Raw genomic sequence first — 13667 nt, forward strand, 5'->3', positions numbered from 1 at the left:
GCACCGCCCCGGCGCCTCACACGGTGCGCAGTAAGTCCAGGTGCGCCTCGTAGGCGTCGAGACAGTCGTGGATGACCTGCGCGCGGGTGAACCCCATGACGTCGTCGTCCTGCCCGCCGTCGGCGAGGTGCACCTCGAGCCGTGCATACCGGTCGCGGTTGCCGATCATCCGCCCGCCGTTCGTCGGGACGGGGTGCTGGGAGGTCTGGACCCGGTAGACGAAGGGGTGCTCGTCCTCCCCGGTCCGCAGCTCGACGAACCGGCCGCCCTCGTTGTCTCGATGCGCGGCGGCAGGGTGTGTCGGTGGCCACTCGCACTGTTTGTTCGTATGAAGTCAGGGTGGGGTGGCTGGGCCATGGGTGGCCGGGACGGTGGTGCCGGGGGGTGAGGCGGTCGCGGCCGCCGCGGCCTGGCCGTGGTCTGGAACGACGCGGCCTACGGCGCCGAGGTCAACCTCTACGGGCTGCAGGGCTTGGCGCGCGGACCGATGCTGATCCCCGAGGCCGACTTCGCCGCCATGGCCGGCGGCGTCGGGGCCGAGGGAGTCGTCGTGCGGACGCTGGCGGACCTGGACCGGCTCGAGGCCTGGGCCGCCGAGCCGGAGGAGTCGCGCCGGTTCCTCGTGCTCGACTGCCGCATCTCCGGTGACGTCATCGCGCCCTACCAGGAGGAGATCATCCGGGTGAACAGCTGAGACGCCCTGGGTGGACCAGTCGTCTCAGTGGTTTCGCGGTGACCGTCGTTGTCCCGCCCGGGCAGCACTTCCCTGGTCGCGCCTCGTCGACACGGCGGTGGTGACCGTCGAATTCGCGCCGGGGCATGCTTTCGACGGTCGGCGGCGGCCCTTTGACGTCGCGTCTTGATCAACTCTTGACCGACGGCATACCCGGGCTTGACCATCACCGCCCTAGCGTGTGGACCACCCTGACGACCCCCTGGAGGTTCACATGTCCCCTGCCCAGATCTCGCGACGTTCGCTGCTCGGATGGGGGAGCCTGGCCGCGATCGGCGGCTCGGTCGCCGGGCCGGGAGTCGCCTCGGCCGCGCCGAACTTCCCCGACCCCGGCAAGGACACGCCGCTGGCGGCGATCCGCAGCTACGGCGACATGGTGGACCAGCTGCGCAAGCTGGAGCGGAGCAGCCGCTACCCGGTGACGGTGCGGACGCTGTCCGAGATCGGGACCGCCGAGAGCCTCACCGAGCAGGGGCGCGAGCTGTACGTCGCGACCGTCGGCACCGGGGACACGCCGGTGTGGGTGCAGGGCCGGATCCACGGCAACGAGCCCTACGGCCTCGACTCCTCGCTGACCGTGCTCAAGCGCCTGGCCACGAGCGGGGCGAAGGAGTGGCGGGCGATCCGTGAGGAGTTCACCGTCCACGTCATCCCCTGCTACAACCCGGACGGCTCCGAGGGCAACATCCGGCAGACGATCCTGTGGGACCGGGGGGCTGACGCGCCGCGGCTGGACGCCGACGGCAACGAGCAGCTGGTCGACCTCAACCGGGACTGGGCGCCGGACGCCTTCGTCGCGCGCGAGTCGCTGGCGTGGTACGAGTACTGGACGATGGTCAAGCCGGCGTATGCCCTCGACATCCACCACCAGGGCCTGAAGACCGACCGGGAGACGGGCGAGGCCATCACGTTCTCCCTCGGCATCTCGCTGGCCCCCGGTGGGCCGACGCTGCCGGGCATCGAGGGCGGGGAGTACGACGTCGTCACCCGGCAGATGCAGGGCCACGTGTGGCTGGAGACGCTCAACCGCGGCTTCATCAGCACGGACAAGTACGACGTGGGCTACGGCACGGTCATCGACATCCGCGGCGGCGTGGTGTCGGCGATGATGCTCGGGCTCGACTACAACGGCCTCAACCCGACCGGGCACAGCAACCCGGCGGTGTTCTTCGAGACCTCGGGCAACACCCGCGACGGCAACATCGGCCACAAGGCCCGCGGCAAGATGGTCAAGCAGAACGTGCTCGGCCTCACGGCGTGGCTGGACGGGCTGGCGACCGGCGAGGTCTTCGACGTGGACCCGCAGATCTGGGACGACGAGATCCCCGGCACACCGGTGCTGCAGTACTTCACCGACTGGGGCGGGATCATCCCCGTCTGAGGGTGGCTCAGCCGGTCGCGCGTCGCAGCACGCTGATCGAGCCGCCGGACTCGAGCACCGCGAGGTGCACCTCCTCGACCCGGTTGAGGCCGGAGGCGCGCAGGTGCTGGTCGAGGATGGCGCGGGAGACACGCGCACGACGCATCGGGCCCGCCAGGACCTGGCCGTCCTGCACGAGCACCACCGGGTCGTTGTCCGCCACGTCCCGCGCCGCGCGGGAGCGTGCGGCCGCGCTGGACACGGCATACTGCAGCACCACGAGGACGACGAGACCGACGGTCGCCTCGACCATCCGGTCGCTGAGGATCGCGCTGGCGACCAGCGAGCCGGCGGCGACGTTGGTGAGGAAGTCGTAGGTGGTGAAGGAGGCGAAGGTTCGCGTGCCGAACAGGCGCGCCAGCAGCACGATCGCCAGGAACATCACCACGGTCGTCAGCACGGTGCGCAGCAACAGCTCGGCGCTCCAACCGGTCTCGGGGGTCACCATGTCGCGTGCGGCGTCGAGGAGCGTCTCCATCGCACCAGCGTGACAGCCGATCCGCCGCGTCGCCATGCCGGTCGGTCCCCGTCGCAGGACGGGACCGCCGAGGCGGGGTCAGTGCCGGCCGAAGAGCCAGGAGAGCAGGCCCGGACGGGCGGGCTGCGCAGGTGCCGTGTCGTCGCGCGAGCCGGCGCGCTCGGACCGCTCGACCTCGCCGAGGTATTGCGTCCGCGCCCCGGCGACGCGCCCCTCCGGCGTCGCGAAGGCGACGTGCTCGACGTCGATGTCACCGCTGCGCAGGTCGACCTGCTCGCTGAGGTAGCGCAGCAGCACCACGAAGGTGGCGGCGAAGGGGACGGCCAGGAAGGCGCCGATGACTCCGAAGAGGGTGCTGCCGCCGGCGACCGCGAGCAGGATGATGCCGGGGTGCATCTGCATGCTGCGGCCCTGGAGGGCCGGTTGCAGGACGTTGCCCTCGATCTGCTGCACCGCGATGACGATCGCCAGCACGATCAGCGCCTGGGTCGGCCCCTGCGTCACCAGCGCCACCAGCACGGCGATGCCGCCCGCGACGACCGCGCCCACGATGGGGATGAAGCCGCCGAAGAAGGTGAGCACGGCCAGGGTGAGGGCGAGCGGCACCTGAAGGATGAGCAGGCCGATGCCGATGAGCACGGCGTCCACGGCACTGACGATCGCCTGGGTGCGGATGAAGCCGCCGAGGGTCGTCCACATGCGGGTGAGCACCTCGGTGAGGTGGCGGCCGGTGCTGCGGCCGGTGGTGCGTCGCAGCCAGGGCAGGAAGCTCGGCCCGTCCTTGAGGAAGAAGAACAGCAGCACGACCATGAGACCGAGGGTCACCAGGGCGGAGCCGACGACGCCCAGACCGGAGGCGACTGCACCGGCGGCCACGCTGCTGCGCTCCTGCAGCCAGGTGATGGCGGTGCCCAGGTATTCGTCGATCTGCGCGTTGTTGAGGTTGAGCGGCGGCCCGCTGATCCAGGCTCGCACCTCGTCGACCCCGCCTCTGGCCTGCTCGAAGATCTCGCGGGACTGCGAGGTGATCGACGGGGCGAGGGCGGCGAAGACGCCCACCAACAGACCCACGGACAGCAGCAGCGTGAGGACCGTCGCGAGCGTGGGGTGCAGCCCGATCCGTCGGCCGAGGGCGACCACGGGGGAGAGCAGGGTCGCGACGATGAGCGCGAGCAGGATCGGGAGGACGCCGAACCAGACACGGTCCAGGATCCACCAGGCGAGCCAGAGCGCGCCCGCGACGATGATGCCGCGGAGTGCCCACGCGGTGACGAAGGTGAAGCCGTCGCCGATGACCCGCATCCGGTCGGTGCCGACGTTGGTGGTCGGCTCGGGCGTGCCCGAGGGGCGGGTGGAGGCGCCGGGAACGGTCGGAGGTCGGTGCCCGGGCTGGTCCGCGGGCGCTTCGGGGGTGACCCGGAGCGCGGCGACCGCGCGCGCCTCGTCGGGCAGGTCGTGGTTGGGCATGGTGCTCCTGTCGTGTCGAGATGCCGTCGTGGCCGGTCTGTGCTCGCGTCTCCGGCCCCTGGTGCAGCCGCCTCCGCAGCATAGGCGCCGCGGCACCGGGGACGGGCGTGCCGTCCTACCGCCCTGCCTCGAATGCCTCGCGGATCTCGCGTGGGATGCGCCCGGGGTCGGACACGGCATACCCGTGCTCGCGTGCCCACTGGCGCACCTCGCCGGGGCTGGCGGCGCGCGCGGAGGTGAGCGGTGTGGCCTCGGTCTCGACGTGGGTCTCCTCGTCGGCGTGGGCGAGGGCGGCGGAGAGGAAGCGGTAGGTCCACTCCTGGGCGAGGGCCCGGGTCTCGCAGAAGATGATCGGGACGGTGGGGAAGCGGGCCTGGCACTCGCCGAGCGCGTCGGCGAGACGGCGGGGCGGACGCGGTCGAGCTTGAAGACGGCGGAGTATCGGTCCTCGACGACGACGGCCGCGGTGGGCAGGGAGGAGAGGTCGGCGAGCAGGTAGCGCATCTTGCCGGTGGTCAGGGTGGAGACGAGGTCGACCAGGCTCTTGCGCTCGACCGACGCGGCGACCCGGCCGGCGACCTCGATCGCGTAGTCGCCCGCCGGCAGCCCGTCGCGGCGGGTGGTGACCTGCTGGTGGTCGAAGGTCCAGGCATACCGCTCGTGGCTGTCGACGACGATCTCGAGGGTGGGAATCCCCGAGCCGCGCGCCGTGGGGAGACTGACCGCCGGTCGCGCCTGCTTGGCGGTGCGCGCGGTCTGCCAGAAGACCGCCTCGCGGCCGCGGGCTCGGGTGAGGACGAACTGCGAGCGGAACTCCTTTCCCCGGTCGAGGACGAGGTCGATGCTGGCGCCGCGCCGGATGCAGGATCGGGTGGGCACGACCTCGACCAGGTCGGGCTCGGCGGGCCATCCGGTGGCGCGGTGGCAGTAGACGTAGACCGTGCGCGGCCACGTCTCTTTCGCCTTGAGCACGATGCCGTCCGGCCCGAGGGGGATGCGCAGCAGGTAGGGCAGTCGCGAGCCGTCCTCGGGGTTGTGGGCGATGAGGAAGTCGTCCGGCACGGATTCAGGGTATGCCGTCGGCCCGGTGATCGGCGCTCAGCTGAGAGTCTCGACGGGCCTCGTCCCGTGCGGCGAGGGTGTCCTCGCTATGGATGCCGAGGGGTGGGTTGGCCCTGATCTCGGCGAAGAGACGCTCGCGCCGAGCCGTGGTGTCTTTTTTGCGGAGGTCCTTCTCGACGAGTTCCTTGAGGTAGTCCGACAGGCTCAGGTGCCGCCGCGCGGCCTCGGCTTTTGCCGCCGCGGCCAGAGCGTTGTCCACGGAACTGATCTTCAGGTTCGTGCTCACGGTCATCAGCGTACTGCCGGTGCATCCAGGTGCATGCTGATCGCACAATTGTCAGGCAGGCCCTAGGGACTAGGGAAGAGCCGGTACAGAAAATGCGAAGAGTTACTCGATGACCGTTGAGAGCGTCGTTCCTTCGCTGGAGATATCCATCATGTCTTCCACCGTGAGATCGAAGGGCTCGCCGGCAGTGACGCCATATCCGATGGCGTACTCCAATTCACGACCCGGTTGGATCACCGCGCTCGGAGTCTCCAGGCCGCTCTCGTAGTCGTACACCTCCTCGGCAGCTTGACTACCGGTCGTGGCGCGCGTGTAGACGTTGAAGGACTCGAGGGGCTCGTCGCCCGTGTTCTCGACGAGGACATCCATGCGGACGAACGTCTCCCACTCGCCGGACAGGAAGTCCGTACTGGATGGCGTGAACTCCTCCGGGGCGCTGATGGTCACGGTCATGTTGTCGCTGACCTGCACCGGAGAGCCGAACTCGGGCCCTGAAGCATCAGCACTTTCCTCCTCATCGCTCGGGTCCTCTGCCTCGTCGCTGGTCGACTCCTCGGCAGCCGAAGTCTCGTCCTCCGCGTTACTTTCCGTGTCTGACGCCTCGGCCTCCGCGGACGACTCGTCCGCCGCATCCTCGCTCTCCTCGGCCGACGACTCCTCAGCTGCCGAAATCGTGGCGTCATCAGAGGCGTCCTCGCCCTCGCCACACGCGGACAGAAGCGCGGCGGTCGTGAGCATGGAGACGGAAAGGGCAGAGATTCGTCGCATGGGTAAGTCCTCTGGTGTCGTTCAAGGTGTGTGTTCCGCGAAAATACGTGACGACATCCGCCACGTCGTCGGTCATGTGCCAATCGTTATCGAACCGCAATGTGTACTCTGCTTCTCCGTTGCGCCTCTTCGCCGCGCCTGTTTGGATGAAGCCATGACGACGATTCGCTTCGGAATCCCTTCGAGGTGTTGCGCTGCCGCGTCCGTTCAACGCGATCGCGACTCGAGTCCGGCGTCGAGTGAGGCCGTGGCCGCTCTTCCTGGCCTCGTCGTCCTTGAGAGGCACCAGCGATGACCATCCCGGACTACCAGTCGCTGATGCGCCCTGTCCTGGAGCTGCTCGATGAGCAAGACACCTGGCTCTTCCGGGACGTCAGGTCGACCATGGCCGACCGGCTCGAGCTCACGGTCGCCGAGCGTGAGAAGCGGCTACCCAGCGGACGGCAGACAGCGTTCAGCAACAGGGTGGGCTGGGCGCTGACCTACCTGGTGCAGGCTGGTCTGGCCGAGCGACCGCGTCGTGGGAGTGCTCAGATAACCACGACGGGCCGGTCGGCTCTGCAGGAGTTGCCGGACCGCATCGACACCTCCACCCTGGAGCGGTACCCAGCCTTCAGGGCCTTTCGGGAACGATCCAGGACTACGACGACCGGCGATGCGCCAGCTGCCGATCCGGCGAACAGCCGTGAAGCTGCAGAGGCAACGCCGCACGAACTCATCGAGGGCGCGGTGCGGCAAAGTCGGGCCGCGCTGGAGGCCGAGGTTCTGGCTCGAGCGCTCGAGCTGTCACCCACAGGCTTCGAGGATCTCGTCATGGCGCTCTTGGAGAGCATGGGCTATGGGCCCCTCGGCACCGTGCAGCGCACCAGTACCACCGGTGATGCAGGGGTAGACGGCATCATCAGCCAGGACCCACTCGGTCTTGATCGAATCTATGTACAGGCGAAGCGGTACGCCGTCGACCAGCCGGTGGCCAGGCCTCGCATCCATGAGTTTGCGGGCGCGCTGCTCGGCAAGCAGGGTGATCGTGGGGTCTTCATCACGACATCGAGGTTCACCTCGGGTGCAGAGCAGGAAGCCGAGCGGATCAACGCGCGGATCGAGTTGATCGACGGGGTGCGGCTCGCCAGCCTGCTCGTTCACTACGGGGTAGGCGTACAGGTTCAGAGCACCTTCGAGCTGTATCGGCTGGACGAAGACTTCTTGGACTCGATCGGGTGACAGTAGCTCGCGCAGCGCGAGCCGCAGACTCGCGGTCCGCTCGGGTTCACGGCCCTGTGATTCGGGCCCGAGGCGTCGCCGGGTGGCTCGGCGGCGGGGGGGCGACGATGTAGCCGGAGCGGACATCCCCGTAGACCTCCAGCGCACCGGGGGAGCGCCGCCACAACCAGGCGAGGTGGGCGCAGAAGATCGCGTCGATCTCGTCCTCGACGTGCTCCAGGTGCATGGGGCGGGTGGCGTGCTCGACGGCATACCGGATCTCCCGCCAGCGCTCGCTGTCGCTCACGTCGAGACCGGACAGGCCTTCCATCCGGTCGAGCAGCTCGACCATGGCGGCGACGCGGTCCGTGACGGTGCGGCCGCGCTTGCCCTTGTAGGGCAGGATGCGCCCGAGGCCGAACAGTCCCACTATCGCCGGGTGCGGGTAGACCTCCAGGCAGACGCCGCGGCCGATGGTGGAGGGGTCGGTGGTCCATCCATGGCGCTGCGCGAGCCGGGCCGCCCGCGGCGGATCCATGTAGGCCTTGCTCGTGTTGCTCGCGTGGCAGCCTGCGTCGAAGCGCCCGAACGCCGAGGTGATCATGCGCTCGCAGGGTCGCTGCCCGGTCGGGTTGTGCACGATCAGCGGTGCGTCGATCGCGACCACCTCAGGGTTCGGGTATGCCCGCAGCCAGTCGTCGATCTCCTCGTCCGAGCGGCAGGTCGCCGAGCCGACGAGCCGTCCCTCGTCGTCGACCGCGGCGAGGCCGGTGCGAGCCCGGTCGTTCCAGGCGAGATCGATGCCGAGACACGACGCTGTCCTCACCCCGGTCACTTCTCGGTCCCCGGTCCTACGTCTCACGAGCTCGGCGCGCTGCGCGCTTCCCGAGTCGCCACTGGCTCCACCATGCCCACACCACGACCACCCCTGTCACGAACGCGAGGGCCCACCAGGTGTCGGTCAGCAGCACCGGGCCGGTGAATCCTTCCGGCAGGTCGGAGCTGACCCCGACATAGCTATCGCCTTCCCCCGGCGGCGTGAGGTCTGCCCCAGTCGCGACTGCGGCGAGGGTGATGGCCGTCGCCAGCCCGACCACCACGGCGGTGGCGCGGCCCAGGGTCCAGGCGAGCGTCGGCATACCCCGTCCCGTCCGTGCCTGCCGACGCGCGGCGACGGTCGCGACGACGGCCACCACCAGGAACGGTGCGAAGGCGAGCAGCCCCACCACCCACGGGCTGCCCTGCCCCTCGGCCGTGCGCGCGACCAGAGACTCCGGCAGGATCTCCGCCACCCCACGCATCGGCCCCAAACCCATCTGCAGCCAGGTGGAGGTGATCATCACGGCGAGGAACAGGCCTCCGACGATCACCACCAGGACGGCCGCCGCGGCCATGTTGCGCAGGCCGATGGCCCACAGCCGGCCGTCCGTGGCGATGTCCAGCGGGTTGATCTCACCGGACTGCTGCTTGTCGGGGTCCCACTTCACCGTGCCCCGCCCGCCGCAGAGCAGGCACCAGTCCTCATGGGTGGGGCCGACGGGTCTGCCCGTCCCCCCGCAGCGGGGGCAGTACCACTCTCCGATGGACGCTTGCCGGGCCATGATGAGCCTTCCTGGTCCCGGTTTCACGGTCCGGGATCGAGTCACACGGTTCCCAGGAGACTACACCGCGGGTCACATGACGGCCGGGCTTGCAGGCGACGGCGTCAAAGGCGGGAGGCGAGGGAGTCACCTACATTGGGTGCATGACCCACGACACCGACCAGGGCGGCACCGTCTCCGAGGGTGGCTCGGGCGCGCTGAACCGCGAGACCACCGACGGTGGTGCCGACGCCGTGCCCGAGACGCCCGACACCAACGACACGGGCACCGACGACGCCACGGACGAGGACGACCCGGACGGCGACACCGCCCGCTGACGACGATCGCGCCATGAGCCGCATCTTCACCACCAGCGTCGCGTCGGTCTACCCGCACTACGTCACCAAGGCCGAGCGCAAGGGACGCACCGAGGCAGAGGTGCGCGAGGTCATCGAGTGGCTGACCGGCTTCGACGACGCCACCCTGACCCAGCACCTCGAGGACGGGACGACGTTTGAGGACTTCTTCGCCGCCGCGGAGATCAACCCCAACGTCGACCAGATCACCGGGTCGGTCTGCGGGGTGAAGGTGCAGGAGGTCGAGGACCCGCTCATGCAAAAGATCCGCTTCCTGGCAAGCTCGTCGACGAGCTCGCCAAGGGTCGGCCGATGGAGAAGGTCCTCCGCTCCTGATGGGTCGCCCCGAGGGTCACGCGCGGCGAGGGGAGCGAGGGTGAGCGAGCACCTGCCGCTGCCGGGCGAGGGCACGGCATACCGCGACAAGAAGGTCAGCAAGCGCACCCTGCGCGCGGCGCGCCGCTCCCTCGCGCTCGCGCTGCAGCCGGGCGAGCAGGTGCAGGGACTCTTCGTGAGCTGGCGGATCCGCCGCAGCATCAGCCTGCTCGTCGTCACCGACCGGCGGCTGCTGACCCTGGGTGACCCGAGCGCCGGGCTCCCGGTCGTCGACGACGTGCCGCGCAGCGTCGTCACCGAGCTGCAGGTCGAGCGGGTCAAGACCTTCAGCATGGGTCGCGTCACCGCGGTGACGGAGGAGGGGCCGGTCGGTCTCGGCACCCTCGACTATGGCCCGGAGACGTTCAACGGTCTCGACGAGGCGTGGGCGCGGGCATCAGGGCGGCTGCCGGTCATCCCCACGCTGGGTCGGCCAGGGGCTGAGCCGCCGCGCGAGGACGAACCCGTGCCGCCCGAGGGTGGCTGGCACCCGCTGGTCGCCGAGCTCGAGTCGCTGGCGCGCCTGCACCGCAGCGGAGCACTCACGGACGGCGAGTTCGCCGCGGCGAAGGCACGGTTGCTGGGGCGCTGACCTGGGTCGATGCGTGGCGGCAGGGTATGTCGGTGCCGGCTCGTACTGTTGTTCGTATGAAGTCAGGGTGGGGGAGCGAGGCGGCCGGTGGTCGTGCCGGGGGAGTGTCGGCGGTGCTGGCTGGTCTGGCTGATTCGCTCGAGCGGTCGGTGGCGGCGCTCGGGTCGCCGGCTCTGCTGCAGGAGAGTGAGCTGGGGGATGTGTTGGGCGTGCTCGACGGGGTGGCGGTCCGGACCCACGCGTTGCTGGTGGCGGTGGCGCGCGAGGGGTTGGCGCGAGGGTTGCACCAGGAGGCCGGTTTCTCCGAGGTGGACTGGGTCCGGTTGGTATGCCCGGGGCTCGCCTCGCGGACCGCGATCGAGATCGCGATGGTCGCCCGTGCCGCGCAGCAGCGGGTGCATGTCCCGTTGGTGGACGCGGTCCAGGACGGGGGTGTGCCGGTGCACCGCGCCGCCCAGGTCCTGCGGGCACTCACGAGGATCCGGCCCGCGCTCGGGGAGGGCGAGTATGCGGAGGCGACCGAGCTGTTGACCGTGGCCGCGGCGCGTGAGGAGTTCGACGAGCGGGACCTGGGCAGGATCACCGCCAAGCTCGTGGCGACCTGCCTGTCCGAGAAGGAGCAGGTGGCGCGCGCCCAGGCGCGCCACGAGATGCGTGACGTGTACGAGTCGTCCCTCGCGGACGGCTCGTTGCGGCGTTTCGTGCTGACTGTGGGCAGCGATGCCGACTACGAGGCGATCCGGGCGGTGCTGATGTCGCCGCTGGCTGCACCGGCGCCTCGCCCCGATGCGACCACGGACGCGATCACAGAGTCGAGCACGGATGCTGGGGAAGCTGGTCGTCTGATCCCTGACGGTGGGGCTGCCGAGGCCGTCCACGCCACCACTGGCGGCGGACCCACGGTGGCCGGGCTGGACCTGCGCACCGCGGGTCAACGGCGCTACGACGCGTTCATGACGGTCTTCCGCCGTGGCGTGGCGGGCACGCAGGGTCAGCCCACCACCCCGAAGGCGCAGGTCATGGTGACCATCGGGCTGCAGGAGCTGCGCGGTGCCCTGGGTGGGACCGGGCGCACGGTGCACGAGGGCACGGTGCCGGCCCACGAGGTGCGTCAGCTGGCGTGCGAGGCCGACCTCATTCCCGCCGTGCTGGGCGAGGCGGGGCAGATCCTCGACCTCGGTCGCGCCAAGAGGCTGGTCACCCCTGGTCAGCGACGGGCGCTGGCGCACCGGGACGGCGGCTGCACCTTCCCCGGGTGTCACGTGCCCGCGACCTGGTGCGATGCGCACCATGTCGTGCACTGGGCCCGCGGTGGCCGCTCGGACCTGGGCAATTACGCGTTGCTCTGTCCGCGGCACCACACGTGGGTGCACCAGCACGACGCGGGTGCCGACGTCGACGAGACCGGTGTGCGGTGGCGGCTGCGATGATCTCGCCCCGCACCCGGCCCCACCGTCGGCCGGGCTACTGGCCTGCGCGCCGCTCGGGTTGGTGTGCGAGGCAGGGGTTGGGAGAGGCAAGCTGGCTGGGCGAGGAAGCGAGCGGGTTGTCTGCCGGCCGGCGTGACTGGATCATCTCCTCGCGACGGGCCACCACCGCGGGGCTCTCACGAATGAGGGGTTCATGGTGGCGAAGACGCGGTTGCCGGACAGCTGACCCGCGCCGTTCATCTGGGCCCGACCTGCGCCTACCTGGGGCATGACAACGTCACGGACTGTCGTCGCGCACAGCCTGCAGCAGGGTGTCGAGGACGGCTTCCTCGTGTACGCCGCGCCCATGACTCCGCATCGCCGCGCCCAGGTCGGGGTCCCAGCCTGGCTCTACCTCACCTCCGCTCAGAGCCGGACCCGAGATGGACCGCGACACTCCGGCAAGGTAGTCCTGCGCTGACATCAACCATGGGCGTGCGCCATATCTCATCATCGCCCGGTTGGCGATGGCCACGCCCGGCCAGTCGAGGTCGCCGTGATACCGCAGCTCCACCCCGGCCGCCGCCAGGTCCACGAGCAGCCGGTCGACCACGAGATTGGGCTCACCGGAGGTGCACACGACCGCCCACCCGGGTATGCCGTCCTGCGCGACCGCCTCCAGGACGCGCGGGTTCTCGCACACCAGCACGAGGATGCCCGGCTCCGGGACCAGCGTGCCCGTTCTGCGCAGCTCCCACTCGGTCAGGTGCACGGGGTCACCGGCCCTGGCGCTGGCCGCCAACCTGGCGCCCAGCGGGCCACCATCCACCAGCCGCAGTCCCCAGACCAGGCAGGTCCGCGACAGCAGATCGGGCGCGACGCCCGCCCGGCCCACAGCTCCTCCACCTCCCGCGCCGCAGTGGGCACGGCGGTGTCCCTGGCTGCGGCCAGGGCTCGGACCACGACGTGGTGGAGCACGGTGCCCCGGTCCAGCGCGTGCGCGTCCCCCAGCAGCCGGGCGGCGAGCTCGACCCGGGAGAGGGCATACCGATGCTGACCCGGGGGGTCCGTCGTGTCCTGGGCGAGCTCGGCCATGACAGCGGCGGCCGCCCGCACGATGTCCTCGGCGTCGTCCCGGCCGGTCAGCACGCCGGTGCTGCGCAGACCGGCTACCCACCGGTCGGCCCAGGGCTGGGTCACGAGCTCACCTGCCAGCGCCAGCGGCGCCTCGCGGGCCGCGAGCTGCTGCGCCCGCGCGGCCGGCCGGTCCAGGAGGGGCTGACCCGTCACCGCAGGCAGGACCTCAGCCAGCCCGCCGATCCCGGACCGCTCCCGCAACCGGGCGTCCAGGCCCGCCAGGTCCACCCGGACCCGGGCCCGCACCGCCGGCCGGCCCAGCAGCGCCGCCACGGCCTGCCGCTCCCCCCGTGTCGCGGGCGACAGCACGACATACCCCTGCGCTTGGAGACCCGCACGCTCGAAGCGCGCCCGGACCCGCTCCCAGGTGCGGCCCAGCTCGGGATCCGCGACCCATGCGGGGGTCACCCCCATCCTCAGCCGACCGACTCGAGCACGGTGCCGTTCCAGCGGTACTCGTACTGCGCGATGCCGCGCTGCCCGGGATCGCGCAGCGCCTCGTAGATCGCCAGCGACGGCACCGTCGCATGGTCGCCCCAGAGCCGCTCGCTGGTCACCACGAAATCCAGGTCGAGCTGGACCAGCAGCCCGAAGAGCAGCGGGTGGGTGCGCACGTCGATCTTGGGGAAGGCGTCGTCGAGCAGGACCAGGCGCGGTGCGTGCGGGGCCGCCCCGGCCAGGGTGGTGAAGTGGGCGGCCGCGGCGGCGAAGAGAGGCAGGTAGCACAGCACCTTCTGCTCGCCCTGGGAGAGCGGTGAGCGGCGGTGCAGCCGCTCCCACTGCCCTGCCCTCCGGCCGGGCATA

The 13667-nt window shown here is 70.4% G+C and carries 16 protein-coding genes and 3 pseudogenes; 7 read left to right on the plus strand and 12 right to left on the minus strand.

Annotation, left to right across the window (positions count from 1 at the left end):
- Positions 1 to 16: 16 nt before the first annotated feature.
- Positions 17 to 169, minus strand: a complete 153-nt coding sequence (locus FU792_RS17130) for a hypothetical protein (protein ID WP_022924646.1) — start codon at positions 167 to 169, stop codon at positions 17 to 19.
- 234 nt (positions 170 to 403) lie between these two features.
- Between FU792_RS17130 and FU792_RS05905 the strand changes: the two are divergent.
- Positions 404 to 694: pseudogene (locus FU792_RS05905) on the plus strand (thiamine pyrophosphate-binding protein); the annotation flags it as partial.
- 253 nt (positions 695 to 947) lie between these two features.
- Positions 948 to 2114, plus strand: coding sequence for a M14 family zinc carboxypeptidase (locus FU792_RS05910; RefSeq protein WP_022924644.1), 1167 nt, complete (start codon positions 948 to 950; stop codon positions 2112 to 2114).
- A gap of 7 nt (positions 2115 to 2121) precedes the next feature.
- Here FU792_RS05910 and FU792_RS05915 read toward each other — a convergent pair whose 3' ends face one another.
- The 6 genes and pseudogenes from FU792_RS05915 to FU792_RS05935 form a co-directional block, all read right to left on the minus strand.
- A complete protein-coding gene (locus tag FU792_RS05915) occupies positions 2122 to 2631 on the minus strand; it encodes a DUF421 domain-containing protein (protein WP_022924643.1) in 510 nt (169 codons plus the stop codon).
- A gap of 78 nt (positions 2632 to 2709) precedes the next feature.
- Complete coding sequence (locus FU792_RS05920; protein ID WP_022924642.1) at positions 2710 to 4098, minus strand: AI-2E family transporter; 1389 nt, start codon at positions 4096 to 4098, stop codon at positions 2710 to 2712.
- Positions 4099 to 4213: 115 nt separating this feature from the next.
- A complete protein-coding gene (locus tag FU792_RS18785) occupies positions 4214 to 4306 on the minus strand; it encodes an Lsr2 family DNA-binding protein (protein WP_338101181.1) in 93 nt (30 codons plus the stop codon).
- Positions 4307 to 4590: 284 nt separating this feature from the next.
- Positions 4591 to 5160: pseudogene (locus FU792_RS18790) on the minus strand (ERCC4 domain-containing protein); the annotation flags it as partial.
- A 4-nt stretch (positions 5161 to 5164) separates the two neighbouring features.
- The gene (locus FU792_RS05930; protein ID WP_149814608.1) at positions 5165 to 5446 is read right to left on the minus strand and encodes a hypothetical protein; all 282 of its coding nucleotides are present in this window, start codon (positions 5444 to 5446) and stop codon (positions 5165 to 5167) included.
- Between the two features lie 102 nt (positions 5447 to 5548).
- A complete protein-coding gene (locus tag FU792_RS05935) occupies positions 5549 to 6184 on the minus strand; it encodes a hypothetical protein (protein ID WP_149814609.1) in 636 nt (211 codons plus the stop codon).
- 321 nt (positions 6185 to 6505) lie between these two features.
- On the opposite strand from FU792_RS05935, the gene FU792_RS05940 reads away from it, so the two are divergent.
- Entirely contained in the window at positions 6506 to 7435 is a 930-nt protein-coding gene (locus FU792_RS05940; protein WP_022924638.1) for a restriction endonuclease, read from the plus strand.
- A gap of 46 nt (positions 7436 to 7481) precedes the next feature.
- Here FU792_RS05940 and FU792_RS05945 read toward each other — a convergent pair whose 3' ends face one another.
- Positions 7482 to 8240 (minus strand): DUF429 domain-containing protein, encoded by a 759-nt coding sequence (locus FU792_RS05945; RefSeq protein ID WP_033418766.1) that lies wholly within the window; start codon positions 8238 to 8240, stop codon positions 7482 to 7484.
- Between the two features lie 25 nt (positions 8241 to 8265).
- Positions 8266 to 8901: a hypothetical protein gene (locus FU792_RS05950; RefSeq protein WP_022924636.1), complete on the minus strand. Its 636-nt coding sequence runs from the start codon at positions 8899 to 8901 to the stop codon at positions 8266 to 8268.
- A gap of 257 nt (positions 8902 to 9158) precedes the next feature.
- Between FU792_RS05950 and FU792_RS16695 the strand changes: the two genes are divergently transcribed.
- The 4 genes and pseudogenes from FU792_RS16695 (at position 9159) to FU792_RS05965 (ending at position 11747) form a co-directional block, all read left to right on the plus strand.
- On the plus strand, positions 9159 to 9332 hold the full coding sequence (locus tag FU792_RS16695) for a hypothetical protein (protein WP_022924635.1): 174 nt from the start codon (positions 9159 to 9161) through the stop codon (positions 9330 to 9332).
- A 13-nt stretch (positions 9333 to 9345) separates the two neighbouring features.
- Positions 9346 to 9686, plus strand: a pseudogene (locus tag FU792_RS05955) (DUF2200 domain-containing protein).
- 40 nt (positions 9687 to 9726) lie between these two features.
- Complete coding sequence (locus FU792_RS17135; RefSeq protein ID WP_022924634.1) at positions 9727 to 10317, plus strand: SHOCT domain-containing protein; 591 nt, start codon at positions 9727 to 9729, stop codon at positions 10315 to 10317.
- 56 nt (positions 10318 to 10373) lie between these two features.
- On the plus strand, positions 10374 to 11747 hold the full coding sequence (locus FU792_RS05965) for a DUF222 domain-containing protein (RefSeq protein WP_084485127.1): 1374 nt from the start codon (positions 10374 to 10376) through the stop codon (positions 11745 to 11747).
- Between the two features lie 277 nt (positions 11748 to 12024).
- Here the strand turns inward: FU792_RS05965 and FU792_RS05970 are convergent, their stop codons facing one another.
- From FU792_RS05970 to FU792_RS19155, 3 genes are read right to left on the minus strand one after another with little or no spacing between them, the layout of a single operon-like run.
- Positions 12025 to 12498 (minus strand): DUF2399 domain-containing protein, encoded by a 474-nt coding sequence (locus FU792_RS05970; protein WP_161600201.1) that lies wholly within the window; start codon positions 12496 to 12498, stop codon positions 12025 to 12027.
- Positions 12489 to 13277, minus strand: a complete 789-nt coding sequence (locus tag FU792_RS19150) for a TIGR02679 domain-containing protein (protein ID WP_420876871.1) — start codon at positions 13275 to 13277, stop codon at positions 12489 to 12491. The genes FU792_RS05970 and FU792_RS19150 overlap by 10 nt, the downstream gene beginning before the upstream one ends.
- 2 nt (positions 13278 to 13279) lie before the next feature.
- Positions 13280 to 13666, minus strand: coding sequence for an SbcC/MukB-like Walker B domain-containing protein (locus FU792_RS19155; RefSeq protein WP_420876872.1), 387 nt, complete (start codon positions 13664 to 13666; stop codon positions 13280 to 13282).
- Position 13667 lies beyond the last annotated feature (1 nt).

The sequence above is a fragment of the Serinicoccus marinus DSM 15273 genome, from assembly GCF_008386315.1.
In the GTDB taxonomy this organism is placed as follows: Bacteria; Actinomycetota; Actinomycetes; order Actinomycetales; family Dermatophilaceae; genus Ornithinicoccus; species Ornithinicoccus marinus.